Origin of the sequence: Polynucleobacter difficilis (assembly GCF_003065365.1) — a bacterium.
GTDB classification, from domain to species: domain Bacteria; phylum Pseudomonadota; class Gammaproteobacteria; order Burkholderiales; family Burkholderiaceae; genus Polynucleobacter; species Polynucleobacter difficilis.
Map to the genome: position 1 here is coordinate 183,959 of NZ_CP023276.1, position 24,758 is coordinate 208,716.

Consider the following 24,758-nt stretch of genomic DNA (forward strand, 5'->3'; position numbering starts at 1 on the left):
ATCGCGCTCCAAATCCATTAAAATCAGTGATTTGATTATATCTATACATGAAAGCCACACAAACCTTTCTCGCGACCCTCAAGGAAGCCCCCTCCGACGCTGAGGTGGTTTCGCATCAGCTCATGGTGCGTGCTGGCTTAATCCGTAAGTTAAGTGCCGGAATTTATAACTACTTGCCACTGGGTTTAAAGGTCATTCGCAAGGTCGAAAATATCATTCGCGAAGAAATGAATCGGGGAGGCGCGATTGAACTCCTCATGCCCATGATTCAGCCAGCAGAGCTATGGCAAGAAACCGGCCGCTGGGAAAAGATGGGCCCTGAACTACTCCGAATTAAAGACCGACATGAGCGCGATTTTTTAATTCAGCCTACTTCCGAAGAGGTAGTGACCGATTTAGCCCGCAATGAAATTAGAAGTTATAAGCAGTTGCCAGTGAACTTCTATCAAATTCAGACGAAGTTTCGCGATGAGCGCCGTCCGCGTTTTGGCATCATGCGTGGCCGTGAGTTCAGCATGAAGGACGCCTATTCGTTTGATCGGGATACTGCTGGCCTCAAGCAGTCGTATCAATTGATGTTCGATGCCTATACCCGTATTTTTGAGCGTATGGGTTTGGTGTTTAGGGCTGTTACCGCCGACAACGGTGCGATTGGTGGCTCAGGTAGCCAAGAATTTCATGTGATTGCCGATACCGGTGAAGATGCGATTGTGTATTGCCCCAACTCCGATTACGCTGCCAATTTAGAGGCGGCGGAATCACTCTCATTGATACCCGCTCGCGCTGCTCCAAGCGCCGCTATTCAAAAAGTGGCAACACCCGATCAAACCCGCTGCGATCAAGTGGCGCAGTTTTTGTCTCTTCCGATTGAGCAAACCGTGAAGACCCTGGTTTTTGCAGTAGACCAAGAGAAAGGCCCTGCCAAACTCTTCATGCTTTTGCTCCGCGGTGATCACGAATTAAATGAAATCAAGCTCAGTAAAATTCCTGGTCTAGCCGAATCCCGTTTTGCCAGCGAGGCAGAGATCGCCGCCGCATGCAATGCGAGTCCGGGCTCCTTAGGCCCAGTGGGTGTGCGCTCCGATGTCGTCGTCATTGCCGATCGCACCGTAGCCAATATGAGTAACTTTGTCTGCGGAGCTAACGCGACTGGATTCCATTTGACGGGTGTGAACTGGGGGCGTGACTTACCCTTGCCGCAGGTTGCTGACATCCGCAATGCCGTCGCTGGTGATCCGTCGCCGGATGGCAAAGGGGTTGTCGAAATTTGCCGCGGCATTGAAGTGGGGCATGTCTTTCAACTGGGTACCCGCTACTCTGAAGCAATGCGTTGCACCTTTTTGGATGAGAACGGCAAAGCGCAACCCATGGTGATGGGTTGTTATGGGATTGGCGTAACGCGTTTACTTGGCGCGGCGATCGAACAGGGTCACGATGATCGGGGTATCGTATGGCCGATTTCGATGGCGCCATTTGAGGTCGTTATTTGCCCGGTGGGTTACGACAAGTCGGATTCTGTGAAGGTGGAAGCCGATGCCTTACACGACGCACTTCTGGCTGCGGGCATTGACGTGGTGCTGGATAACCGTGGCGAGCGCCCAGGCGCGATGTTTGCCGACTGGGAGTTAATCGGCGTACCCTACCGCGTGGTGATTGGTGAGCGCGGACTAAAAGACGGGCAGGTGGAGTTTCAAGGTCGCACCGAAAGTGCTGCGCAAAACATTCCGCTTGCCTCGATCAAGGATCACGTCATCGCTGCTGTTCAAACGGCCAAGCAGTAGATCGTTTAATCGAATAAAGACAAATGGTAAGGCAGCTTATTTTTTAAATAGGCCGCCAAGTCCTTTAGCCGCACCACGCGCTGCCATCGAGCCCATCATGCGGGCCATCTTGCCGCCCTTAAATTGCTTCATCATGGTTTGCATTTGCTCAAACTGCGCGAGCATACGATTGACTTCTTGCACTTGAACACCGGCGCCCGCAGCAATGCGGCGCTTACGACTTGCTTTAAGTAGCTCAGGCTTGCTGCGCTCTTGCGCGGTCATGCTATCGATGATGCCGCGCATGCGTTTGATTTGCAGATCGGCTTGACTCATATTGACCTTGCCCGCATTTTGCGTCATGTGGCTAGGTAATTTATCCAGCATATTGGCCATGCCGCCCATTTGTTGCATCTGGGTAATTTGATCCCGAAAGTCGGCTAGATCAAAACCACCCTTTTGCATCTTCACTGCCAGCTTCTCGGCTTTGGCAACGTCGATGTTTTGATGCGCTTGTTCAACCAACGCCAGAATATCGCCCATGCCCAAAATGCGATTAGCCATGCGTTCGGCATCAAACGGCTCAAGGCCATCCATCTTTTCGGCCACGCCGATGAACTTGAGCGGTACCCCAGTGACGTGGCGTACCGATAGGGCGGCACCACCACGGGAGTCACCATCGAGTTTGGTAAGTACTACACCGCTCAAGGGCAGCGCCTCATGGAATGCCTTGGCCGTGTTCACGGCATCTTGACCTAACATCGCATCGACCACAAAGAGAGTCTCGATCGGTTTGACTGCCATATGTAGTTGCGCGATTTCCTGCATCAAGGCTTCATCAATACCCAAGCGACCTGCGGTATCGACAATGAGCACATCAAAGTAGTGACGGCGTGCCCAGTCCAATGCATTGGTGGCAATGTCCACTGGCTTTTGATTGGTATTGCTCGGGAAGCACTCGACACCCACCAATTGACTGACGGTTTCCAATTGCTCAATCGCGGCAGGGCGATAGACGTCGCAGGAGACTGTTAAAACCTTTTTCTTTTTGGTTTCGCGCAACCATTTGGCGAGCTTGCCGACCGAGGTGGTTTTACCTGCGCCTTGTAAGCCGGCCATCAAAATAACGGCAGGAGGTTGGGTGGCGAGGTTGAGTTCACTGCTTTGACTGCCGTCGCCAGCCATGACGCTGGTTAATTCCCGCTGGACCACCCCAACTAAGGCTTGCCCTGGACTGAGGCTACCAACCACATCCTCACCAAGGGCTTTGAATTTAACCTGTTCGAGCAGGGACTTGACTACGGGGAGTGCGACGTCGGCTTCGAGTAAGGCCAAACGGATCTCGCGCAGCATGTCTGCGGTGTTCTTTTCAGTGAGGCGAGCCTCACCGCGCATTGTTTTAACAACACGAGAAAGACGGTCTGTGAGGTTCTCTAGCATTTATCGATTAGACTTTCCAAATGACAATTTTAGGTTACTCCAGCTTTGACTGGCTTCCCTCCGCACTTTATCTGCTTTTGCTGATCACATTAAGCGTGCGGCCGCGTAATCGGCCCGAGACCGAGCCCTTCATTTTTTTGGTGCAGGGCCTCATTTTCCTCATTCTATTGGTGCATGGCGCGGTCTTGCATGACTCCATCTTTACCCCTGAGGGCTTTGTCTTTGGGTTTGCGCAAAATCTCTCCTTAATTGCCTGGGTTGGACTGGCCTTTTATTGGGTTCAGAGCTGGATGTTGCCGATTTCCAGCATGCGCTTAATGGCCCTTGCCTTGGCGATGGTGTGCGCCATCCTGCCGGATATTTTTCCAGGGACCTTGCTCTCGGCCAGAACCGTCTCGGATGCTTGGTTCAAAGGGCATTTCATTGTGGCCACCAGCGCTGTTGGTTTGTTAAGCCTCGCTGTCATGCATGCGATTTTAATGAGCATTCAAGACCGGGCATTGCGTCGTCAATTTACCTATGCCCAAGATAGCCGTATTGGCCATTGGCTCGAGTCCCTGCCACCCTTAATGGCAATGGAAAGTCTCCTCTTTAACTTCATCTATGTGGGCTTTGCATTACTGAGTCTGACCGTGTTTTCTGGGCTCTTTTTTTCGCAAGCGCTGTTTGGTAGGCCACTCGTCTTTGATCACAAAACTATCTTCGCCTTGATCTCCTGGTTCTTGTTTGCCGGACTCATTGTGGCGCGTTGGCGTGTGGGTTTGCGCGGCTTAGTAGCGATTCGCTGGGTTTTGGGCGCCTACGTTGCGCTCATTCTGGCTTATGTGGGAAGCCGCTTTGTGCTTGAAGTTATTTTGCAGCGAACCTAATTGTGCTGAAATGGATTCTGCTGCTGGTCGGTATTGGCCTCATTTACTTTTGGATCAAAAACAAGGGCCGCGCTGCGCAAGTAGAAAAAGCAAAAACAAAAGCCCAAGCGCCACCACCAGTCATCGCCGAGTCAGAAGAAATCCGGCCTTGCCGCCATTGCGGGGTGCATTTGCCCAGCTCTGAAGGGGTAATCCAAGAAGACCGTTTTTACTGCTCTGCCGCGCACCGCGATGCGATTGATTCAAAGGGCTGGCTGGGATCGGCAATATGGCGGGCTTCCCCGAATTTTGATGCGCGACCCAGTGAGGTCGCGACGGATCTGGTGGTGTTGCATCACATTAGCTTGCCGCCAGGGCAATTTAGAACCCAGAACAGTACGCAATACATTGTTGATTTTTTTCGGAACCAACTGGATCCGCAGGCACACCCCTACTTTGCCGACATTGCGGACCGACGCGTCTCAAGCCACTTCCTGATTGCCCGCTCAGGGCGCATCATTCAATTTGTGTCGACGCAGAATCGGGCTTGGCATGCCGGCGAATCGCAGTTTGAAGGGCGCGCACGGTGCAATGATTTTTCGATTGGGATTGAGCTTGAAGGCGATGGGGATACTGTTTTTGAAGAAGCCCAGTACCAGGCCTTACAGCAGCTCATTACCCAGTTGCAATCCCAGAATCCGCTTTTCCGTTTTGCTGGCCACAGCGATATTGCGCCGGAACGAAAAACCGATCCCGGCATACAGTTTGATTGGGCGCGGTTTCAAAAAGACAACAGATTACCGATTGATAAATTGCCATTTGGCCTCGCTTCACGCTAGTTAATTTAGGCCGAATTTTATGTATGTAAGCATTCGCTTACATTATTTGCCAACAGCCAAAACACCCTCTAAATTTGCACCAAAATTGACCCTCACATTGCCTATAAAAATCAGGGCAAATCCTAGGTATTTTTTGTAATAAAAAGCATACGCGATTCACAATAATTCCCTATACTTAGTACTTAAGTGCAAAAAAAACACTAGATGTAGTGTTATTTTGCCAAAAACACAATTGCAAAATAAGGTTAAATCCTTGTTTTAAAAAGACATTTCTTACACGAACTTAGGTAAACGCAGGGGCGCTATGACATATACCAACCAATCGGCAGCAGAGACACAATTAGGGCTTCCTTCCGGCGGCAATCCCACCGCAAATATGACCCAAAACCCTTCTGCTGGATTTGTGGCTGGTGGCGTCGGTGGAGCTCAAGCAACCCAGTTATCCGATTACAAAATTATTCGACGCAATGGTTCAGTGGTGGCATTTGAGCCTTCCAAAATTGCCATTGCTGTAACCAAAGCATTCTTAGCAGTGAATGGTGGACAGGGTGCTGCCTCGGCTCGCGTGCGTGAACAGGTGGAGCAATTAACCCATGCGGTTGTTCGTGCCTTACTGCGTAGTCGCCCCAATGGCGGTACCTTTCATATTGAAGACATTCAAGACCAGGTTGAATTGGCGCTCATGCGCAGCGGCGAGCACAACGTCGCCCGTGCGTATGTTTTGTACCGCGAAAAGCGCAATCAAGAACGCGCAAGCCAGCAAGCAACTGCACCAGAGACACAAACTGCAGCACAACAGGCCGAGTCTGGCATTACTGTGCTGGATAACGGTGTAAGCAAGCCCCTCGATATGGCTGCACTGCGTACGGTGATTCAGGCGGCATGTGAAGGTTTGGGCAATGCAATTGACGCCACTCCAATCATTACGGAAACCATCAAGAATTTGTACGATGGCGTACCGATGGCGCAGGTGTATGACTCTGCCATCCTGGCCTCCCGTACCTTAATTGAAAAGGACCCTGCGTATAGCCAGGTAACTGCACGGATCCTGATGCACGTGATCCGCAAAGAGATTTTGGGTCATGAGGTATTGCAGGGCAATATGCAGGCTGAGTACGGCACGTACTTTGCGAAATACATTAACGAAGGTATCGATGCCGAGTTGCTTGACCCCCGCATGCGCGAATTTGATTTGGCTCGCCTGGCTACTGCCCTGAATGCGGATCGCGACCTGCAGTTCAATTATCTCGGTCTGCAAACCCTGTATGACCGGTATTTCTTGCACATTGAAGACCGCCGCATTGAAATGCCACAGGCGTTCTTTATGCGTGTGGCTATGGGCCTTTCTCTGAATGAGCTTGACCGTGAAGCCCGTGCCATTGAGTTTTATGAAGTGCTCTCGACGTTTGACTTTATGTCCAGCACACCAACCCTCTTCAATTCAGCAACCACCCGTCCGCAGCTCTCCAGCTGTTATTTGACTACCGTCGCAGATGACCTCGATGGTATTTATGAGGCCTTGAAAGAGAACGCCTTGCTATCGAAGTTTGCTGGTGGCCTTGGCAATGACTGGACCAACGTGCGTGCCCTTGGTAGCCACATCAAAGGTACCAACGGCAAGTCACAGGGCGTAGTGCCATTCTTAAAGGTAGTGAATGACACAGCCGTTGCAGTAAACCAAGGCGGTAAGCGCAAAGGCGCTGTATGTGCGTACTTGGAAACATGGCACTTGGACATCGAAGAATTCTTGGAGCTGCGCAAGAACACGGGCGATGATCGCCGCCGTACGCATGACATGAACACCTCCAACTGGATTCCAGATCTGTTCATGAAGCGCGTGATGGAAAACGGCAACTGGACCCTGTTCTCGCCATCCAATACCCCCGATTTGCACGACAAATTTGGTAAGGCATTTGAAGACGCCTATGTTGCCTATGAAAAGCAAGCAGAAAGCGGCGTCATCAAGCCATCCCGCACCATCCCTGCGCAACAGTTATGGCGCAAGATGCTGGGCATGCTGTTTGAAACTGGCCACCCTTGGATCACCTTTAAAGATCCTTGCAATATTCGTAGCCCACAGCAGCACGTCGGCGTAGTCCACTCGTCCAATTTATGCACTGAGATCACTCTCAACACCAATGACGATGAAATCGCGGTTTGTAACTTGGGTTCGGTGAACTTAACCGCCCACATGACAACCGATGCAAAGGGCCGTTTGGTACTGGATCACGAGAAATTGCAAAAGACCATTCGCACAGCCATGCGCATGCTCGATAACGTGATTGACATCAACTACTATGCGGTTGCTAAGGCACGCAACTCCAATCTCAAGCACCGCCCAGTCGGTCTTGGCATCATGGGTTTCCAGGATTGCTTGCACATGCAACGCATTCCTTACGCCAGTGATGCAGCAGTTCAATTTGCGGATGAGTCAATGGAGGCAGTGTGCTACTACGCCTACCAGGCATCGAATGCTCTGGCAGAAGAGCGCGGCACCTACAGTAGCTACAAAGGATCGCTGTGGGATCGCGGCATTCTTCCGCAAGACTCCGTGCGCTTGCTAGCGGAAGAGCGCGGCGGCTATCTGGAAGTCGATATGTCTTCAAAGCTGGATTGGGATAGTTTGCGCGCCCGAATTAAGCAGTTTGGTATGCGCAATTCCAACTGCGTGGCCATCGCACCGACTGCAACGATTTCCAATATTATTGGCGTGTCGGCTTGCATCGAGCCTACTTTCCAGAATCTGTTTGTGAAATCCAATTTATCGGGCGAGTTCACGGTAGTGAATGAGTATTTGGTACGCGACCTCAAAGACCGCGGCCTTTGGGATGAAGTAATGATTGCTGATTTGAAGTACTTTGACGGTACCCTGTCGAAGATTGATCGCGTGCCACAGGATTTGCGTGATATATACGCGACTGCCTTTGAAGTGGAACCAAGTTGGCTGGTGGAAGCAGCATCGCGCCGTCAAAAATGGATCGATCAAGCCCAGTCCTTGAATATTTATATGGCTGGCGCGTCCGGCAAGAAGCTTGATGACACCTATAAGTTAGCTTGGTTGCGTGGATTAAAGACCACGTATTACCTCCGCACGATGGCAGCAACCCACGTGGAGAAGTCCACTGTGGCAAGCGGTCAACTCAACTCGGTTTCGAGTGGCGGCGGGGTGAACGGTACCGATGCGGCGGCAGCGGCAGTGGAGGCAGATGGCCCTGTTTGCACGATGCGCCCAGGCGATGCTGGATTTGATGAATGTGAAGCGTGCCAGTAAGCCATTTGCTTACGAGTAGTGAAACGATGGAATTTTGGAGAACACTATGTTGAATTGGGAAGAAGAAGTGGCGCCAGCACTGGCTAAAGTCGGTTTAGCGCCGCAGCCAGCAGTACAGCCACAGAAAGCACCGCAGCCGGATCAGGTTGCAATTGCGCCCCAAGCGGCCGCACCTGCGCCAGCACAGGCTGCTAATGTATCCGGCGGCGCAGCCATGCGTGTCAATGCGGCGGATAAGCGTGTGATTAATGCGAAGACTGATGTAAATCAGCTGGTTCCATTTAAATATAAGTGGGCCTGGGAGAAGTATTTGGCGGGTTGCGCAAACCACTGGATGCCACAAGAGATCAATATGAACCGCGATATCGCCCTTTGGAAAGATCCAAACGGCTTGACGGAAGACGAGCGTCGCATCATTAAGCGCAACTTGGGCTTCTTTACAACCGCAGATTCGTTGGCCGCAAACAATATTGTTTTGGGTACGTATCGTCACATTACTGCTCCAGAGTGCCGCCAATACCTATTGCGTCAGGCTTTCGAGGAGGCAATTCATACCCACGCCTACCAATATATTGTGGAATCGTTAGGCTTAGACCAGTCTGAAATCTTTAATGCGTACAACGAGATTGAGTCCATTCGCGCTAAAGACCAGTTCTTAATTCCATACATTGACGTACTCACGGATCCCAACTTTAAGACCGGCACATTAGAAAACGATCAAAAGTTACTGCGTTCGCTGATCGTTTTTGCCTGCGTAATGGAAGGTTTATTCTTTTATGTTGGTTTTACGCAAATCCTTGCAATGGGTCGCCAAAACAAAATGACGGGTGCTGCTGAGCAGTATCAATACATCTTGCGTGATGAGTCCATGCACTGCAATTTTGGTATCGACTTGATTAACCAAATCAAGCTGGAGAACCCGCAGTTATGGACTTCCGCGTTCAAAGAAGAGATCCGCGGCATCTTCGAACAAGCAGTCGAATTAGAGTACCGTTATGCCGAAGATACGATGCCCCGGGGTGTCCTCGGATTGAACGCGCCGATGTTCAAAGGCTACCTCCGATACATCTGTAATCGTCGGTGTATGCAAATAGGACTTGACGCAATGTTCCCAAATGAAGAGAATCCATTTCCATGGATGTCAGAAATGATCGATCTGAAGAAAGAACGAAACTTTTTTGAGACACGCGTTATTGAGTATCAAACTGGTGGTGCGCTGAACTGGGAGTAATGGTTTACCTAATAAGCGCCTCACTGGTTCATAGGAGAGTAAACGGTTGGATAGTTTTAGTAATCTAAAGCAGACACAGTTTAAAAAACCCCTCAAACGAGGCGTTTGCTCTTTATTCTCCTTTTTTTCCAGCATTTTTAAGAAGCCGTCACCCCTTGGGGTCGCGGCTTTTTTTCCAGGATTCATTAGCGTGCAGCACTTAGCATCAAGCCGCGCGCCGATGAATGGCTCGCTCGCTCGGTCCGCCAGGCCTTATGGCACGGTAGATCTGAATGGTCGGGTCTTCTTAATCGGTAGTTCGTACTAATCCTCACGTGAAGGAGTATCACTATGGCAATCGCCAAAAAGAAACCAGCTGCAAAGAAACCTGCTGCAAAGAAAAAAGTAGCTGCTAAGAAGCCTGCTGCAAAGAAAGTAGCAAAGAAGAAGCCTGCTGCTAAAAAAGCTGCTGCTAAGAAGCCTGCTGCAAAGAAAGTAGCAAAGAAGAAGCCTGCTGCTAAAAAAGCTGCTGCTAAGAAGCCTGCTGCAAAGAAAGTAGCAAAGAAGAAGCCTGCTGCTAAAAAAGCTGCTGCTAAGAAGCCTGCTGCTAAGCGCAAGCCTGCTGCAAAAAAAAAGTAAGTAAGCCTGCTGCCAAGAAGAAAGCGGGCTCTGCTGTAAAAAAGCCCGCGGCTAAGAAGCCTGCTGCTCCTACGCAAACTGCGTTGAATCCAGCTGCTGCTTGGCCTTTCCCAACCGGCACACGCCCATAAGCGCAAGCTTGTAGGTAAGGTAGTAATGCAATGGGGTCCCTCGGGACCCCATTTTTATGGCCAATCACCAAGCGCCGCGAGCAGCGCATTTGGCTTAAATCACCTTAAAACCCAAATCCAAACGCCGTTTTGAATTGATCTTTAATCTGATCTAGGCTCAATTGGTGGTTTTGTGGACCTTGATGGGCAATTTTGATCGAGCCCATTAGGCTGGCAAGGCGACCGGTTGTCTCCCAGTCCATGCCGTTTTCCAAACCAAACAGGAGTCCGCCCCGAAAGGCGTCGCCACATCCGGTTGGATCAATGAGTTGTGCGGCTTTGACCGGCGGAATGGAAATCGATTTACCGCCCGTATAAATCTGCGCGCCTTCTGCACCTTTGGTGACGATCAGGGCTTTGACGCGTTCACCCAATTGCGCAAGCGATAAGCCAGTCCGCTTGGAGAGCATTTCACCTTCATAGTCATTGACTGCCAAATAGCTTGCCAGTTCAGTGAGCTCTAAAAGCTCAGGACCATCGAACATGGGTAAACCCTGACCTGGATCAAAAATGAATGGAATCTGTGCCTCTGCCAGTTGATGGCAGTGCTCCCACATACCAGCACGACCATCGGGCGCAACAATCGCCAACGTAATCGGTGCACTTTTCTTCTGACTGCGTGCAGCCGCGACATCGCTGACCTGATTGAGGTGCGATTCATTCATGGCGCCAGGGTGAAAGGCCGTAATCTGATTATTCGAGAGATCGGTGGTGATCATCGCCTGTGCGGTAAATGCACCCTCGAGGGTGCGAATATGGCCGGTATCAATTTGCAAGTCTTTGAGGCGATCAAGGTAGGGCGTAGCGTCGCCTCCCACCGTTGCCATAATGACGGGCTCACCGTGGAGTAACTTGAGGTTGTAGGCAATGTTGCCAGCACAGCCTCCGAATTCCCGCCGCATACTCGGCACTAAAAAGGCAACATTCAGAATATGAATTTGGTCTGGCAGGATTTGATCCTGAAAGCGGCCTTCAAAATTCATGATGGTGTCGTAGGCGATGGAACCGCAAATAAGGCTAGCCATAAAGTACTTTCGTGAAGATTAAAAGATTAGGGATAAAAAAGCCGCACACGATAGCCGGCAGCATTGCTGGGTAATTGCAGTGGAATGAGGGAGCGGATACTTTCTCCGCCGGGAGCGCCGTTGCGTTCAAACTGGGTATGGGATTCTCGCCACGATGCCGGCAACCACTCTTCTGGCGTAAACACAATCAATTGCACGGCAGATTCATCGGTATCGGTGAGGGTTAACTCCAAATGCGGGAGTGCAATTGGCATCATCAATCGATTTTGTACCTCTACTTCGAGAACAGATGGATTTGCAGGCGCTTTAGAAGCTTGCTGCGCAGTTTGCATGCCGAGCGCACTCGATGTGATCTTCCACGCAGAAAAATCGCGTATAGCCCCTTCTGTGCAGCTTAATGACTCACACAGCATTTGATCAACGCGCAGTAAAGTAGCAAACGTTTCTAAATGGAGCGCCGATGGTGTTTGATCGATCTGCGGCGCAGCAAATGGTAGCAAACGATCGCGAGTGAAGTGCAGGGCGAGAAAGCTAAGGACACAAACCAGAACAAAAATCAGCGCCAACTTGGAGAGCCGGGCAAAAACCACGGCCTTGTTGGTTGATGATGGACTGTGCGAACTTGCTACATCAGTACTGTTTTTTTTTACTTCTAAGGTGCCAGAAAGACAGACCCAGCCCTCACTTTCTTTCCAGACGGAGAGCGTCAGCCACTGGCTATAGGTAGCGATTACCTCATCGGCCTGACGGCTCAGCACTCCAGAGAGTACGATTTGACCGCCAGGGCGAATGCGCTGGACTAAAGCCGGAGCCAATACTTGTAAAGGATTGGCCAAAATATTGGCCATGACGATGTCATAGCGTGCATCGGCGCTCAGCATCGGCACCGAATCGTCCGGTAAAGCAAAGGTGATATCAACCCCATTAATTTCAGCATTGCTGCGCGCAGCCACCATCGCTTGGGGATCAATATCTGTACCCACAACCGGATTGCAGCCTAACTTTTTGGCGGCAATAGCCAAAATGCCCGAGCCACAGCCGTAATCAAGCAGGCTTATATTCTGCAAGTGGGATTGTTGCTCGAGCCATAAGAGGCAAAGGTGGGTAGTAGGGTGACTGCCAGTGCCAAATGCCAGCCCTGGGTCAACCGCCAAACATATGGCGTTTGGATCGGTTGGGGTTTCATGCCAAGAGGGCACCACCCAAATGCGTTCACCAATCTGAATCGGTGCAAATTGGCTTTGCGTTAAACGGACCCAGTCTTGCTCGGCCACGATTTTTTCTTCAGGGGGTCTTAGGAAAAAGCCAGCATCCCTTAATGAATGAAGCAACTCCGGAATGAAGTCAGCATCATCCGAATGATCTTCATCGGGATTAAACAGGGCGGTGACGATCGAGCGATCCCATGCTTGAACCTCGGGAGAAAGTCCGGGTTCACCGTAAAGGGGATTCTCGTCGTAGCCACCAGCGGCAGCGTCTTCGACTGTAATGGATAGTGCGCCGAGCTCCATCAGCGCATCCCCTAAGGGTTCAGCTATCTCAGCATGAACCGTAAAAATCAGTTCACGGTACGGCATGGCCCTGCGCTTTCAAGAAAAACTACCCCTTCACTCGGCTGGCAGCTTGCTCTTCCAGTCGATGTTCGAGGTAATGAATGCTCGTGCCACCTTCTTCAAAGTTGGGGTCGAGCATGAGTTCGCGGTGCAGTGGAATATTGGTAGTGATGCCATCGATCACAATTTCCGAGAGGGCAATGCGCATGCGACGGATTGCCTGCTCGCGGGTCTTGCCATAGGCAATCAATTTACCAATCATGGAATCGTAGTTGGGCGGCACCATGTAGCCACCATAGGCATGGGAATCAACCCGGATGCCAGGACCGCCTGGCATATGCCACGACAAAATACGACCTGGGCTGGGGGTAAATTTGAAGGGATCTTCGGCATTGATGCGGCACTCGATGGCATGCCCTTGAAATACGATGTCTTTTTGGCGAAACCCGAGCTTGAGTCCTGCCGCAATGCGAATTTGCTCTTGCACAATATCAACGCCCGTAATCATTTCAGTGACGGGGTGCTCGACTTGAACCCGGGTATTCATCTCAATGAAGAAAAACTCACCGTTCTCATACAGAAACTCAAAAGTGCCTGCACCGCGGTAGCCCATTTTGCGACAGGCTTCTGCGCAGCGCTCACCAATTTTGGCAATCGCACGACGATCGATGCCGGGCGCTGGCGCTTCTTCAATGATCTTTTGATGGCGGCGCTGCATTGAGCAGTCACGTTCACCGAGCCAGACAGCATTGCCGTGGGTGTCGGCCAGAACCTGAATTTCCACATGGCGAGGCTTTTCTAAAAACTTCTCCATGTAGACCTCGGGATTACCAAAAGCACGGCCCGCCTCTTCCCGCGTCATATTGACTGCGTTAACTAAAGCTGCTTCGGTATGCACGACGCGCATGCCGCGACCACCGCCGCCGCCAGCTGCTTTGATGATGACGGGATAACCTACTTTTTTAGCGATCGCAATAATTTCTTTTGGGTTATCGGGCAGTGCGCCGTCGGAACCTGGAACGCAGGGAACACCCGCTTTAATCATGGCACGTTTGGCCGACACCTTGTCACCCATCAAGCGAATGGTCTCAGGACGCGGGCCAATAAAGGCAAAGCCGGATTTTTCAACGCGCTCAGCAAAGTCGGCATTCTCGGATAAAAAACCATAGCCGGGGTGGATGGCTTCTGCATCCGTAACCTCCGCTGCAGAAATGATGGCTGGCATATTGAGGTAGCTCAGCGGCGAAGGGGCGGGCCCAATGCATACCGCCTCATCAGCGAGTTTCACGTACTTGGCTTCTTTGTCGGCAACGGAATACACCACCACCGTTTTAATGCCGAGTTCGCGGCACGCGCGCTGGATGCGAAGAGCAATTTCTCCGCGGTTAGCAATCAGAATCTTATCGAACATGGCGTCCTGGCTAAAAAGGATGTGGAGAAATTAAGCAATTACAAACAAAGGCTGATCGTATTCAACGCCCTGGCCGTTCTCACACAAAATTTGTTTAACAACGCCCGCCTTCTCAGATTCGATTTCATTGAGGAGTTTCATCGCTTCAATGATGCAGAGGGTTTGGCCTACCGTTACGGTGTCGCCAACATTCACGAAATTGGGCGATTCCGGATTGGCTGCGCGGTAAAAGGTGCCAACCATGGGTGATTTAGCAACAAATCCTGCCGCAGTAGCTGTCGCTTCTTCAGCAGCAGCATGTTCGGCCGCAGTCGGTGCTGCAGGTGCAGGCGCAGTCACCGCAATGGGGGAGGGCGCTGCAGCTGCATACGTTATTGGCGCAGTACTTTGTTGTCCTTGCGCTAACTTCGTGTTCACAATGCGAACTCGGTCTTCGCCTTCATTGACTTCAAGCTCAGAAATGCCTGATTCAGAAACCAAGTCGATCAGTGTTTTTAGTTTTCTCAGATCCATGGAGATAGGTCCTTCTGGTAAAAGTGACAGGAAAGAAAAATAACGATTATTTGAGTTGCTGACTGGCTGCTTGCAATGCTAGCGTATAGCCGATTGGGCCTAGTCCGCAAATGACACCTTTGGCAATGTCGGACAAATACGAGTGCTTACGAAATTCTTCGCGTTGGTGAATATTGGATAGATGCACTTCAATGAAGGGAATAGCAACACCCGCCAAGGCATCCCGCAGGGCAACGCTAGTGTGGGTAAAGCCACCCGGATTGATGATGATGAAATCAACCCCATCCTGTTTTGCCTTCTGAATGCAGTCAATTAACTCGCCTTCATGGTTGCTTTGAAAGGTATTGATTAGTATCCCGGCTTCTTTTGCCTGGGTTTCCAGACCTTGGTGGATGTCACTGAGGGTGGTGTGACCATAAACCTGTGGCTCGCGGCTACCCAATAGATTGAGGTTAGGACCTTGAATAACTAAAACTGACCGGTTTTTTGACATAGATCGCTAATTTTAGAAACAGTTAAGGACAGATGATGTCAGGCTGTTCAAATCCCTCTGCGACGCTTTGTGCTAAATAACGGGGTACGCAAACGCGGAGTTGGATCGATACAGTATGAGGTGAAGTATACCCCCTAGGCTTGGGACAAAATCGCTAAATGCAGGAAAAAAAGATCTATTTTCTGCAAAATGAGTGAAGTTAAGCCGCTTTAGGCACTAAAAACGGACTGTAATACTAATCTGTTCTTGGGTTAAAAAACATCAATTCATTTTAAATTGCAGCTTTTATCTGTTTTCTGAGCTCATCTTCGCTTATTTTCCCTAATTTCGTATTGGTCACCTTGCCTTTGGCATTGATGACGACAGTATAGGGAAGGGCGCCTTGCGTATTGCCTAAGGCCTTGCCAATTTTACTGCCCTGCAATCCACCCATGACAATGGGATAGGAAACTAGGGTAGTTTCCAGAAATTGACGTATGTTCGATGGTGTATCGATACCGATACCAACAAATAAGACATTTTTTGCTGCAAACTCATCCTGAAGATTGCTCAAAGCGGGCATTTCTTCGACACACGGCGGGCACCACGACGCCCAAAAGTTCACTACCAACACCCGGTTTTGCCATTCGGCGGTATTGACTGGCGTGTTGTCGGGTTTCATCCAGGGATTGGCAAGCAGCGCGGCAACCGACTCGTCGCTCGCAGTGCCGTCTCGGTAAATCCAGCTTGCGGTGATGAGGCCTGCAGCAAGGGCGCCCAAGCTCATTCCGGTGATGATTCCCATTTGTCTTCGGTTCATGCGCACTCCTTCGCTAAAATTCAATCATGCATATACACATCTTGGGCATTTGCGGCACCTTTATGGGCGGCATCGCTGCCATCGCACGGCAGGCCGGCCACCGCGTAACGGGATGCGATGCCAATGTGTATCCGCCCATGAGTACCCAGCTCGAAGCCCAAGGTATTGAGCTTATCGAAGGATACTCTAGCGACCAATTATCGCAACTGGGTAGCAAGCCAGATTTATTTGTTATCGGCAATGTGGTCTCGCGCGGCAATCCTCTGATGGAAGCGATTCTTAACCAAGGCTTACCGTATGTTTCCGGCCCGCAGTGGCTGGGTGAGCAAGTGCTGTACGGTCGCCATGTTCTGGCGGTGGCGGGTACCCACGGCAAAACCACTACCTCAGCGATGCTGGCTTGGATTTTGGAATTCAATGGCAAAGAGCCGGGTTATTTAATCGGCGGAGTGCCGCTGAATTTCACGGTCTCAGCACGGCTGGGTAAAAGCCCCTACTTTGTAATTGAGGCCGATGAATACGACACTGCGTTTTTTGATAAGCGCAGTAAGTTTGTGCATTACCGGCCACGTACTGCCCTCCTCAATAATTTAGAGTTTGATCACGCCGATATTTTTACTGATCTTGCTGCGATCGAAACACAGTTTCATCATTTAGTACGAACGGTACCAAGCGAAGGATGTTTGGTGGTCAATGGTGCTGAAGCCTCCCTGGAGAGGGTGCTTGAGCGCGGCACCTGGTCGCCAGTAGCACGCTTTGGCATGGAGGCCCATAACACCTGGTCAATGCAGCCGCACCCCAATGATGATTTCACAGTAGTGCACGAAGGCAAAGAAGTGGCTACGGTTTGCTGGGCCCCGGACTCGGGCGTGATGGGTCGCCATAATCAACTCAATGCCCTGGCCGCCATTGCAGCAGCCCAGCACATTGGCATTAGTCCACGCGATGCAGCCAGTGCCTTAGCCCAATTTAAAAATGTAAAACGCCGCTTAGAAACGGTTGGCCAGCATAATGGCATCACGATCTACGATGACTTTGCACACCACCCCACGGCAATTACCACCACGCTCGATGGCTTGCGCCGCCGCGTAGGCAGGGGCCGAATTTTGGCGGTGTTAGAACCGAGATCAAACACCATGAAGCTGGGCATCATGAAGGCTCAGTTGCCTGCAAGCTTAGAGGCAGCCGATCGCATTTATGCCTATGGTGCTGCCAGTGGCAAAGAGTCTTTGGGTTGGAATTTGCCGGAAGTGCTGAGCCCCTTAAATCAGGTTCAGCCGGGCCGCGCAAATGCATTTGATGATTTAGAAGCGCTGGTGAGCGCTGTCGCAAAAGAAGCCAGACCAGGCGATCACATATTAGTAATGAGTAATGGCGGCTTTGGTGGCGTGCATCAAAAATTACTGCAGGCCATGCTTGCAGCAGCAAACTAAAACAACATAGAAAGCATTTTTATGCCAGCACGATTACAAGATAAGGTTGCGATCATCACCGGGGCGGCCAAAGGGATTGGTTTGGCTACAGCGATTCGCTTTGCCGAGGAGGGCGCCAAAGTCATGCTGGCCGACATCAATCAGGCTGAGCTGGAAAAGTGTGCCGCGCAGATTCCGAATGCGGAGGCGTATGCCATGAATGTGACGGACCGGGACAGCATTCAGGCTGCAGTCGATGCCATCATGAAAAAGCATGGTCGCATTGACATCTTAATTAATAACGCGGGCATTACGCAGGATGCGCGGCTCGTGAAGATGACCGAAATGCAATTCGATGTGGTGATTGATGTCAATCTCAAAGGCGTTTTTAATTGCACCCAATTAGTGGTGCCGCACATGCTGGAAGCTAAACGCGGTGCTATTGTCAATGCCTCCAGCGTGGTGGGCTTATACGGTAACTTTGGTCAGACCAATTATTCTGCAACCAAATTTGGCGTGATTGGTTTTACTAAAACGTGGGCACGCGAGCTCGGTCCGAAAGGCATTCGAGTCAATGCCGTTTGCCCTGGTTTTGTGGGCACTGAAATGGTGATGGCAATGCCAAGCGCCATTTTGGAAGACATTGCGAAACGCACATGGATGGGGCGCCTTGGCACTCCTAACGAAATCGCCAATGTGTATGTATTTTTAGCTAGCGATGAAGCTAGCTACATCAATGGCAGCACCCTCGAAGTTAGCGGCGGGATCTCCCTTTAATATGCACCTTCTTTATGAGGAAGGCGGCGACATTAAAGCCGCTACCGTGCAATCGACCACGGGGGAGGGCGATGCCCAGTCATGGCAGGCAACGGGTCTATCTGGCAAAAAGCTCAAGCTAAAAGCCAAAGAAGTTTGGCTGCGCTTTGAAAAGCCCGATGCCCAAAGCATGATGGACGAGGCCAATACCTTGGCTGCTGAGATTGATTTGCAATTGCTATGGGATTGCGCCCCCGAAGGCGAGTTTGCGTTTACCGACATCGCTTCAGAGTATTTTGGTGGCCAGGCTAGCGCGGCTCAACAAGCAGCATTGGCGATTGCTTTGCAATCGGCGCCCGTTTATTTTCGGCGTAAGCAGCGCGGCCGATTTATGCGCGCACCCAAAGAGCAACTTGATGCAGGTATTGCGGCCCTCGAGCGCAAACAGCGTGAACTGGAGCAGCAGAGTCAATGGCAAGCGGAATTAGTTGCAGGGCGCTTTCCGGAAGGCTTGGTATCGCAAGCCAAGCAACTTCTCTTTAATCCCGATAAAAATACCCTAGCCTATAAGGCATTTTTGGCAGCCTGCAATGAGACCGGTGAATCGCCGCCGCAACTCATGATGCGTTGTGGCGCTTTGGAGTCGCCACTGGCTTACCACCAAGGGATGTTTTTAAAGGCGAACTTTCCGAACGGTGCAGGCCACCATGCCGATGCGGCAATTTCCGATGCTATTTATGATGCAGCGATTGCAGCATTACCGACTGCTGCAGTACAGGCCTTTTCGATTGATGATGCCGCTACTACCGAAATTGATGATGCGCTGTCGGTCACGGCCTTGCCTGATGGAGCTCACCGGATTGGCGTGCACATCTCTGCCCCGGGGCTCGTGATCAACAAGGATGATTCGCTGGATCAGGTGGCGCGGGCGCGTATGTCAACGGTCTATATGCCAGGTGACAAGATTACGATGTTGCCCGATGCGGTGATTGCGCGTTTTTCTTTGGATACGGGTAGTGCCAGGCCGGCAGTATCGATTTATGTGGATGTGGATGCGGAAGGCGATTTAATCGACCACTCCGCCCAAACCCGAATTGAATTGGTGCCGATTGCCGCCAACTTACGTTTAGAGCATTTAGAAGAATCCGTTAATCGGTTTGCCGATCCAGAATACGTCGCCAAGACGGACAATGCCTTTGCGTTTCAACATGAATTACTGATTCTTTGGCGCGCAGCACAAAAATTGCATGCGAAGCGCCAGGAGCAACGGGCAAAAAATGGCTTGCGTGTCGAGCAGCTCGGTGTTGTCGATCCCAATGCCTTGCAACGCGATTTTCAGTTTCAGATTAGCCAAGTCGATGGTGTAGAACAGGTTGAGATTCATCCGCGATCACGGGGTTCGGTGCTGGATACCATCGTCGCCGAGTGGATGATTTATTGCAACAGTACTTGGGGGCAGTGGTTAGCGGATCAGGGTTTACCGGCCCTGTTTCGAACCCAGAAAGGCTGGGGCCCACAACGGACACGCATGCAAACCACACCAGCGCCGCACGAAGGCTTAGGTTTGGAGTATTACGCTTGGTGCACTTCCCCATTGCGGCGCTATTCGGATTTAGTTAATCAGTGGCAATTGATTGCTTTGGCCAAGCATGGCGTCACGGCAAAAATGGTGGCGCCGTTTCAGCCGCGTGATGCCAGCCTGATGGGGATTGCTGCTGATTTTGAAACCTGCTATCAGTCCTATGCCGAGTACCAAGATCGCATGGAGAAATACTGGTGTTTGCGTTGGTTAGCGCAGGAGCCGCTCCCACGCAGCGTATTTGCGCGCCACCTCAAGGAGGGGATGAGTCGCCTAGAGGATGTGCCCTTGCATTTGCCGATACCGGAACTTGCGTCGCATCCCCGCATGACGCGCGCCGAGATTGCTATTTTAGAAACCGATCTATTGCAACTGAGCGCCAGCGTACGCGTCAATCAGATTGAAAAATCAGAGTCCGCTGCATCAGAAATGGATTCGTCAGAATTGGATGCACCGGAAACGGAGCCGTCATTGGCGGATCCAGCTCCTGTAGGCGATACGCCGATTTCGTGAGATTGACTAGATGCAAATGCGCTTAAAGGATCGTTTGCATTGGTGGTGGCGTCACCATCCATTTTGGTTTGCCCTGATGTTATCGCTTGCCTTGCATGCGATTTTCTTATCCGTCCGCTGGAGTTACGGTGAAATCCAGCAACGCAGACTCAATACACCATTGAGTGTGGTCTTAGTTAACTCCAGCAGTCCAACGCCACCCAAAAAAGCACTCAAACTCGCGCAGGCCGATTTGCAAGGCGGTGGAGTTACCTTGGATCAAGACGCCAGTGCGATCCACCGGGCGCGCTTAAGTGCCGAAGCCCAGCTCGAGGTCTTGGAAAAGAATCAAAAGCAAATGCTCTCGCGCATGCAGGCTGAAAAAGATGCTGCTGCAGGTCGGCGAAGCGGCGAAGAGCAGCGGGTCGTCTCGCAACTGAACGCCTTAGAGGCAGAGTTAGCTAAACGCATTCAGGCCAATGGCAAAGAGCCGCGCAGGACGGTGTTGACCGCAAGCAGCACAAAAGCAGTGGTCTTTGCCAGCTACTACGATGCGATGCGGCAAAAGATTGAGGCATATGGCAGTACGTTTTTTCCGCGGGTCAATGGTAGACCCCTGTATGGCAGCGTGGTGCTGGTCGTGAGTGTCGATGCCCAAGGAAAAATCGCCAATAGTACGAGCGGCAAGGAGGGTGTTGAGGTACGACGTTCCTCTGGCATCGCCGATTTGGATCGCCAGGCAGTAGCAATCGTGCGCGCCGCTGCCCCGTATGGCCCTTTCCCACCCGAGATGCGCAAGCAAATCGATGTGCTCGATTGGGTATCTACGTTTGAGTTCACGCGGGATGGGTCGATAAACCGTCTTGAAGGCAATCGCTTGGAATTGCGTCCATAGGTGGGCACGCGTGCCGCTTTATTCGCTACACTCATAGCATGCCGTCTAATTTCATTTCATTGAGCCGCAGATGAGTAAGCCATCTGAACTACAAACGAATCCCGCTGATTTTTCAGAAGTGGATGTGTATGCCGTTGCGGGCAATCCTATTGCCCACAGCAAGTCACCCACCATCCATCGGCGTTTTGCGCAGCAAACAGCGCAAGCCATGCATTACGGCACACTCATGCCAGAGCTGGGTGAGTTTGCTAAGGGAGCAAAGGCTTTTTTTGCAGCGGGCGGGAAAGGCATGAATGTCACCGTGCCGTTTAAATTGGATGCCCAAGCCTTGGCCGATGTCTTGACGCCGCGAGCAGCGCTTGCAGGTGCGGTAAACACCCTATGGCAAGAGGAGGGGTTGCTCTACGGCGATAACACCGATGGCGCTGGACTCGTACGTGACTTGCGCGCTCAAGGCATTGTGCTAACCAATGCATCCATTTGCATCTTGGGCGCAGGTGGCGCAGCGCGCGGGGTATTAGGCCCACTGCTCGAGCAAAAGCCGCAATCCATTGTCATTGCCAATCGATCGATCGATAAGGCGCGGGATTTAAAAACGGTATTTCAGGGATTAGCTGATATGCATGGCGTGCTTCTCACGGTATGCCCAGTTGATGCATTAGGGAGTGAGCCCAGTCATACCGCAATGGACCTGATCATTAATGCGACTGCGGCTGGCCTCAGTAATGACTCTCCGCTTAGCGATGCGATCGCGCAACAAATTCTTAAACCTACCGTATTTGCCTATGACATGGTCTATGGAAAAATCACCCACTTTATGCAGCAGGCTATCAATCAGGGTTGCCGCGTGAGCGATGGATTGGGCATGCTGGTAGAGCAAGCAGCCGATGCGTTTTTACTCTGGCGCGGCGCAGCGCTTGCTCAGCAATTAAATGCGCGGGCAGTTTTAGATGAGCTGCGCCAAGCGCTCACCACTAAAGCGCCGTAAGTTAAGCGACGCTTTTCGTGCTGCATTTTTTTTGAGCCCACTGATGCGCTGGATTGCCTATCTGATTAAATGCCTGCTGTTTGGCATCCTTGCTATGCAGATTTATTTTGCCGTGCAAATCGCAGCGTGGGCTTTTGTTGACCCGAGCACGACGGCATTTCAGCGGGCGGAGCGTTGGCGTTTGTGCACATGGCATTGGTCTTGCCCAATCGAGTCGCGTTGGGTGCCGTATGATGCTATTTCATCCAGTCTCAAGCGAGCCGTTCTAGTAAGCGAGGATGATATCTTTTTTCAGCACCCGGGTGTGCGCGTGAGTGACATGCAAAAAGCATGGGAGAAAAACCAAAAGCAGGCGAAGAATAAAAAAGCTCCTGTACTACGGGGTGGTTCCACCATCACGCAGCAACTCGGTAAGAATCTGTTTTTGTCGTCTGAGCAACATTACGTGCGTAAGGCGCAAGAGCTGGTGATTACTGGCTTATTGGAATTAATCCTAAGCAAAGAGCGCCTATTTGAGATTTACCTAAACTCAGTAGAGTGGGGTGAGGGTATCTTTGGTGTGGGCGCTGCGGCAAAACATTATTTTGTAACGACACCCCAGCAACTAGACCGTGAACAAGCGGCGAGTTTGGCTTCAGCGCTGCCGGCGCCCAAGTGTTTTGATAAGGCGCAGTATTGCCGCAGAGGCCGCATTGATTATGGCGCCCGCCAAGAATTTATTCTCGCCAATATGGATCGCATTGCACTGCCAAAAGTAGCAAAGCAAACAAAGTAAGCGGTTTTATTGAGCGCTTGCAGCACGCAGTGCATCGCGCGTTTCGATGGCAACAACGCGCGCGGCTTCTGCAAAATCAGCCCCGCTACTTGCGTACAAAATGGCCCTTGATGAATTAATCATCATGCCGGTACCCGGCTTTCCTGAAACGTGACCGGCCTTGACGGTGGCCTTGAGATCACCGCCTTGCGCGCCAATCCCCGGAATCAGGAGAGGCATCTCACCCACAATCGCGCGGACCTTGGCAATTTCATCGGGGAAGGTAGCGCCGACGACGAGGCTAACTTGACCCGTACTATTCCACTCTTTCGCTGCGAGGGTGGCAATGTGTAAATACAGTGGTTGACCGTCGCTAGCGACATTTAAAAACTGCAAATCAGAGCCTCCCGGATTAGAGGTACGGCACAGGATAATTACGCCTTTGCCTTTGTGTTTCAGGTAGGGCTCGATCGAATCGCGTCCCATGTAGGGGTTAACGGTAACGGCATCGGCGCCATAGCGCTCAAATGCTTCGAGGGCGTAATGCTCTGCTGTACTGCCAATATCGCCACGCTTGGCATCCAAAATCACCGGAATATGCGGATAGCGGTCTTTGAGGTGGCGGATGAGTTTTTCGAGTTGATCCTCGGCTCCTTGAGAGGCGAAGTAGGCAAACTGGGGTTTAAAGGCGCACACCACATCGGCGGTGGCGTCGGCAATATCGCGGCAGAACTCAAAAATGCCCAAGGGTTTGCCGCCTATGGAAACGGGCATGCGCTTGGGGTCGGGGTCAAAGCCAACGCACAGCATGCTGCCTTGCGAAGCCCATGCAGACTGGAGTTGCTGGGTAAAGGTGTTTTGGCTTGAGTTCATTGGTTTCGTGTTTATTTTCGCAAAGCTGTCATTATCTATAGGATAAACTAGCGCATTCCCTAGGAGTTCACCATGATTAACTTGTTCGTCCTGCAAAATGGCCGCCTCTCCCAAGAGCAAGTGGAAGATCGCAATGAGCTCCTGAAGCACGTCAATCCAATCTGGATTGACGTTATTGACCCCGAAGAAGAAGAGTTAATCTGGATTAAAGAGGCTTTTGGCGTTCTTTTGCCTGAATTGGATGATTTGGGCGATTTAGAGGCGTCTGCCCGCTACTTTGAGGCGGACGATGGCCATATGCACATTCGGACCGATTTTTTACTGGACGAAGAAGAGACCTCGCGCAACGTCCGCGTTGCGTTTGTGATGACCAAGCAAGTCCTGTTTTCGATTCACGATGAAGATTTACCGGTATTCCGTTTGGTGCGCTTGCGTGCCCGTTTGCGCCCCGGTTCGGTGAGTAATGCCAAGGACGTTTTATTGGACCTCTACTCAACCGATGCGGAGTATTCAGCAGACGCGCTCGAGGAAGTCTACGAGAACCTAGAGCAGGCCGGTAAGCGGGTGCTCTCCGACGACATTAGCGACAAAGATGCTGCCGAGGTATTAGAGACGATTGCGAAGGAAGAGGATACCAACGGCCGCATTCGTCGCAATGTGATGGATACCCGCCGGGCTTTGTCGTTTTTGATGCGCAGCAAATTGCTGTCGGATGAGCAGCAAGAAGAGGCGCGGCAAATTTTGCGTGACATCGATTCCCTTGAGAATCACACCGCATTCTTATTCGACAAGATCAACTTCTTGATGGATGCCACGGTCGGTTTTATTAGTTTGAACCAAAGCAAGATCATCAAGATCTTCTCGGTGGTATCGGTTGCTTTAATGCCACCGACTTTACTGGCGAGTATTTGGGGTATGAACTTCCAGCACATGCCCGAGCTCACCGAGACCTGGGGCTATCCAGTCGCTATTTTGTCGATGGTTATTTCAGCGATTATTCCGCTGAGCTATTTCCGCCACAAAGGGTGGTTGGGTTGA

Annotated in this window: 20 protein-coding genes and 2 pseudogenes; 13 read left to right on the top strand and 9 right to left on the bottom strand. The window is 51.2% G+C overall.

Annotated elements, in window-relative coordinates:
- Nucleotides 1–47 precede the first annotated feature (47 nt).
- The gene (locus AOC34_RS01010) at nt 48–1,781 is read left to right on the top strand and encodes a proline--tRNA ligase (RefSeq protein ID WP_108468364.1); all 1,734 of its coding nucleotides are present in this window, start codon (nt 48–50) and stop codon (nt 1,779–1,781) included.
- Between the two features lie 36 nt (nt 1,782–1,817).
- Here AOC34_RS01010 and ffh read toward each other — a convergent pair whose 3' ends face one another.
- Nucleotides 1,818–3,200 carry a signal recognition particle protein gene (gene ffh / locus AOC34_RS01015; protein ID WP_108468365.1) on the bottom strand — a complete coding sequence of 461 codons (1,383 nt, stop codon included), beginning with the start codon at nt 3,198–3,200 and terminating at the stop codon, nt 1,818–1,820.
- Between the two features lie 20 nt (nt 3,201–3,220).
- Between ffh and AOC34_RS01020 the strand changes: the two genes are divergently transcribed.
- The 5 genes and pseudogenes from AOC34_RS01020 (at nt 3,221) to AOC34_RS01040 (ending at nt 10,138) form a co-directional block, all read left to right on the top strand.
- A complete protein-coding gene (locus tag AOC34_RS01020) occupies nt 3,221–4,069 on the top strand; it encodes a cytochrome C assembly family protein (RefSeq protein ID WP_108468366.1) in 849 nt (282 codons plus the stop codon).
- A gap of 2 nt (nt 4,070–4,071) precedes the next feature.
- Complete coding sequence (gene ampD / locus AOC34_RS01025; protein ID WP_267895148.1) at nt 4,072–4,887, top strand: 1,6-anhydro-N-acetylmuramyl-L-alanine amidase AmpD; 816 nt, start codon at nt 4,072–4,074, stop codon at nt 4,885–4,887.
- Nucleotides 4,888–5,191: 304 nt separating this feature from the next.
- The gene (locus tag AOC34_RS01030) at nt 5,192–8,158 is read left to right on the top strand and encodes a ribonucleoside-diphosphate reductase subunit alpha (RefSeq protein ID WP_108468367.1); all 2,967 of its coding nucleotides are present in this window, start codon (nt 5,192–5,194) and stop codon (nt 8,156–8,158) included.
- Between the two features lie 46 nt (nt 8,159–8,204).
- The gene (locus AOC34_RS01035) at nt 8,205–9,389 is read left to right on the top strand and encodes a ribonucleotide-diphosphate reductase subunit beta (RefSeq protein WP_108468368.1); all 1,185 of its coding nucleotides are present in this window, start codon (nt 8,205–8,207) and stop codon (nt 9,387–9,389) included.
- A gap of 330 nt (nt 9,390–9,719) precedes the next feature.
- Nucleotides 9,720–10,138 (top strand): annotated as a pseudogene (locus AOC34_RS01040) (histone).
- Nucleotides 10,139–10,242: 104 nt separating this feature from the next.
- Here the strand turns inward: AOC34_RS01040 and AOC34_RS01050 are convergent.
- The 7 genes and pseudogenes from AOC34_RS01050 to AOC34_RS01075 all read right to left on the bottom strand — a co-directional run bounded on the left by AOC34_RS01050 (nt 10,243) and on the right by AOC34_RS01075 (nt 15,971).
- Nucleotides 10,243–11,202: a carbohydrate kinase family protein gene (locus AOC34_RS01050; protein WP_108468371.1), complete on the bottom strand. Its 960-nt coding sequence runs from the start codon at nt 11,200–11,202 to the stop codon at nt 10,243–10,245.
- A 26-nt stretch (nt 11,203–11,228) separates the two neighbouring features.
- A complete protein-coding gene (locus tag AOC34_RS10310) occupies nt 11,229–11,792 on the bottom strand; it encodes a DUF3426 domain-containing protein (protein WP_234408162.1) in 564 nt (187 codons plus the stop codon).
- A 66-nt stretch (nt 11,793–11,858) separates the two neighbouring features.
- Nucleotides 11,859–12,779, bottom strand: a pseudogene (gene prmA, locus AOC34_RS10315) (50S ribosomal protein L11 methyltransferase); the annotation flags it as partial.
- Between the two features lie 22 nt (nt 12,780–12,801).
- Nucleotides 12,802–14,166, bottom strand: a complete 1,365-nt coding sequence (gene accC, locus AOC34_RS01060) for an acetyl-CoA carboxylase biotin carboxylase subunit (protein ID WP_108468373.1) — start codon at nt 14,164–14,166, stop codon at nt 12,802–12,804.
- 30 nt (nt 14,167–14,196) lie between these two features.
- Nucleotides 14,197–14,679, bottom strand: a complete 483-nt coding sequence (gene accB / locus AOC34_RS01065) for an acetyl-CoA carboxylase biotin carboxyl carrier protein (RefSeq protein WP_108468374.1) — start codon at nt 14,677–14,679, stop codon at nt 14,197–14,199.
- A 46-nt stretch (nt 14,680–14,725) separates the two neighbouring features.
- Nucleotides 14,726–15,172, bottom strand: coding sequence for a type II 3-dehydroquinate dehydratase (aroQ, locus tag AOC34_RS01070; protein ID WP_108468375.1), 447 nt, complete (start codon nt 15,170–15,172; stop codon nt 14,726–14,728).
- Nucleotides 15,173–15,443: 271 nt separating this feature from the next.
- Complete coding sequence (locus tag AOC34_RS01075; RefSeq protein WP_108469971.1) at nt 15,444–15,971, bottom strand: TlpA family protein disulfide reductase; 528 nt, start codon at nt 15,969–15,971, stop codon at nt 15,444–15,446.
- A gap of 26 nt (nt 15,972–15,997) precedes the next feature.
- Between AOC34_RS01075 and mpl the strand changes: the two genes are divergently transcribed.
- The 6 genes from mpl (at nt 15,998) to mtgA (ending at nt 22,868) form a co-directional block, all read left to right on the top strand.
- The gene (mpl, locus tag AOC34_RS01080; RefSeq protein WP_108468376.1) at nt 15,998–17,404 is read left to right on the top strand and encodes a UDP-N-acetylmuramate:L-alanyl-gamma-D-glutamyl-meso-diaminopimelate ligase; all 1,407 of its coding nucleotides are present in this window, start codon (nt 15,998–16,000) and stop codon (nt 17,402–17,404) included.
- A gap of 21 nt (nt 17,405–17,425) precedes the next feature.
- Nucleotides 17,426–18,160: a 3-oxoacyl-ACP reductase FabG gene (gene fabG / locus AOC34_RS01085; RefSeq protein WP_108468377.1), complete on the top strand. Its 735-nt coding sequence runs from the start codon at nt 17,426–17,428 to the stop codon at nt 18,158–18,160.
- Nucleotides 18,120–20,231 carry a ribonuclease catalytic domain-containing protein gene (locus tag AOC34_RS01090; protein ID WP_234408112.1) on the top strand — a complete coding sequence of 704 codons (2,112 nt, stop codon included), beginning with the start codon at nt 18,120–18,122 and terminating at the stop codon, nt 20,229–20,231. Before fabG ends, AOC34_RS01090 begins: the two co-directional genes overlap by 41 nt.
- 10 nt (nt 20,232–20,241) lie before the next feature.
- Nucleotides 20,242–21,105: an energy transducer TonB family protein gene (locus AOC34_RS01095; protein WP_108468379.1), complete on the top strand. Its 864-nt coding sequence runs from the start codon at nt 20,242–20,244 to the stop codon at nt 21,103–21,105.
- Between the two features lie 70 nt (nt 21,106–21,175).
- Entirely contained in the window at nt 21,176–22,093 is a 918-nt protein-coding gene (gene aroE, locus AOC34_RS01100; RefSeq protein ID WP_108468380.1) for a shikimate dehydrogenase, read from the top strand.
- A gap of 43 nt (nt 22,094–22,136) precedes the next feature.
- Nucleotides 22,137–22,868 (top strand): monofunctional biosynthetic peptidoglycan transglycosylase, encoded by a 732-nt coding sequence (gene mtgA / locus AOC34_RS01105; protein WP_108469972.1) that lies wholly within the window; start codon nt 22,137–22,139, stop codon nt 22,866–22,868.
- A 6-nt stretch (nt 22,869–22,874) separates the two neighbouring features.
- Here the strand turns inward: mtgA and pyrF are convergent, their stop codons facing one another.
- Nucleotides 22,875–23,720 (bottom strand): orotidine-5'-phosphate decarboxylase, encoded by an 846-nt coding sequence (pyrF, locus tag AOC34_RS01110; protein WP_108468381.1) that lies wholly within the window; start codon nt 23,718–23,720, stop codon nt 22,875–22,877.
- A gap of 72 nt (nt 23,721–23,792) precedes the next feature.
- Between pyrF and corA the strand changes: the two genes are divergently transcribed.
- A complete protein-coding gene (corA, locus tag AOC34_RS01115) occupies nt 23,793–24,758 on the top strand; it encodes a magnesium/cobalt transporter CorA (RefSeq protein ID WP_108468382.1) in 966 nt (321 codons plus the stop codon).

Bases quoted from the DNA above. Each gene is read 5' to 3' on its own strand.
- AOC34_RS01010 (WP_108468364.1), top strand. From the start codon at position 48: ATGAAAGCCACACAAACCTTTCTCGCGACCCTCAAGGAAGCCCCCTCC.
- ffh (WP_108468365.1), bottom strand. From the start codon at position 3,200: ATGCTAGAGAACCTCACAGACCGTCTTTCTCGTGTTGTTAAAACAATG.
- AOC34_RS01020 (WP_108468366.1), top strand. From the start codon at position 3,221: ATGACAATTTTAGGTTACTCCAGCTTTGACTGGCTTCCCTCCGCACTT.
- AOC34_RS01030 (WP_108468367.1), top strand. From the start codon at position 5,192: ATGACATATACCAACCAATCGGCAGCAGAGACACAATTAGGGCTTCCT.
- AOC34_RS01035 (WP_108468368.1), top strand. From the start codon at position 8,205: ATGTTGAATTGGGAAGAAGAAGTGGCGCCAGCACTGGCTAAAGTCGGT.
- AOC34_RS01050 (WP_108468371.1), bottom strand. From the start codon at position 11,202: ATGGCTAGCCTTATTTGCGGTTCCATCGCCTACGACACCATCATGAAT.
- accC (WP_108468373.1), bottom strand. From the start codon at position 14,166: ATGTTCGATAAGATTCTGATTGCTAACCGCGGAGAAATTGCTCTTCGC.
- accB (WP_108468374.1), bottom strand. From the start codon at position 14,679: ATGGATCTGAGAAAACTAAAAACACTGATCGACTTGGTTTCTGAATCA.
- aroQ (WP_108468375.1), bottom strand. From the start codon at position 15,172: ATGTCAAAAAACCGGTCAGTTTTAGTTATTCAAGGTCCTAACCTCAAT.
- AOC34_RS01075 (WP_108469971.1), bottom strand. From the start codon at position 15,971: ATGAACCGAAGACAAATGGGAATCATCACCGGAATGAGCTTGGGCGCC.
- mpl (WP_108468376.1), top strand. From the start codon at position 15,998: ATGCATATACACATCTTGGGCATTTGCGGCACCTTTATGGGCGGCATC.
- fabG (WP_108468377.1), top strand. From the start codon at position 17,426: ATGCCAGCACGATTACAAGATAAGGTTGCGATCATCACCGGGGCGGCC.
- AOC34_RS01090 (WP_234408112.1), top strand. From the start codon at position 18,120: ATGGCAGCACCCTCGAAGTTAGCGGCGGGATCTCCCTTTAATATGCAC.
- AOC34_RS01095 (WP_108468379.1), top strand. From the start codon at position 20,242: ATGCAAATGCGCTTAAAGGATCGTTTGCATTGGTGGTGGCGTCACCAT.
- aroE (WP_108468380.1), top strand. From the start codon at position 21,176: ATGAGTAAGCCATCTGAACTACAAACGAATCCCGCTGATTTTTCAGAA.
- mtgA (WP_108469972.1), top strand. From the start codon at position 22,137: ATGCGCTGGATTGCCTATCTGATTAAATGCCTGCTGTTTGGCATCCTT.
- pyrF (WP_108468381.1), bottom strand. From the start codon at position 23,720: ATGAACTCAAGCCAAAACACCTTTACCCAGCAACTCCAGTCTGCATGG.
- corA (WP_108468382.1), top strand. From the start codon at position 23,793: ATGATTAACTTGTTCGTCCTGCAAAATGGCCGCCTCTCCCAAGAGCAA.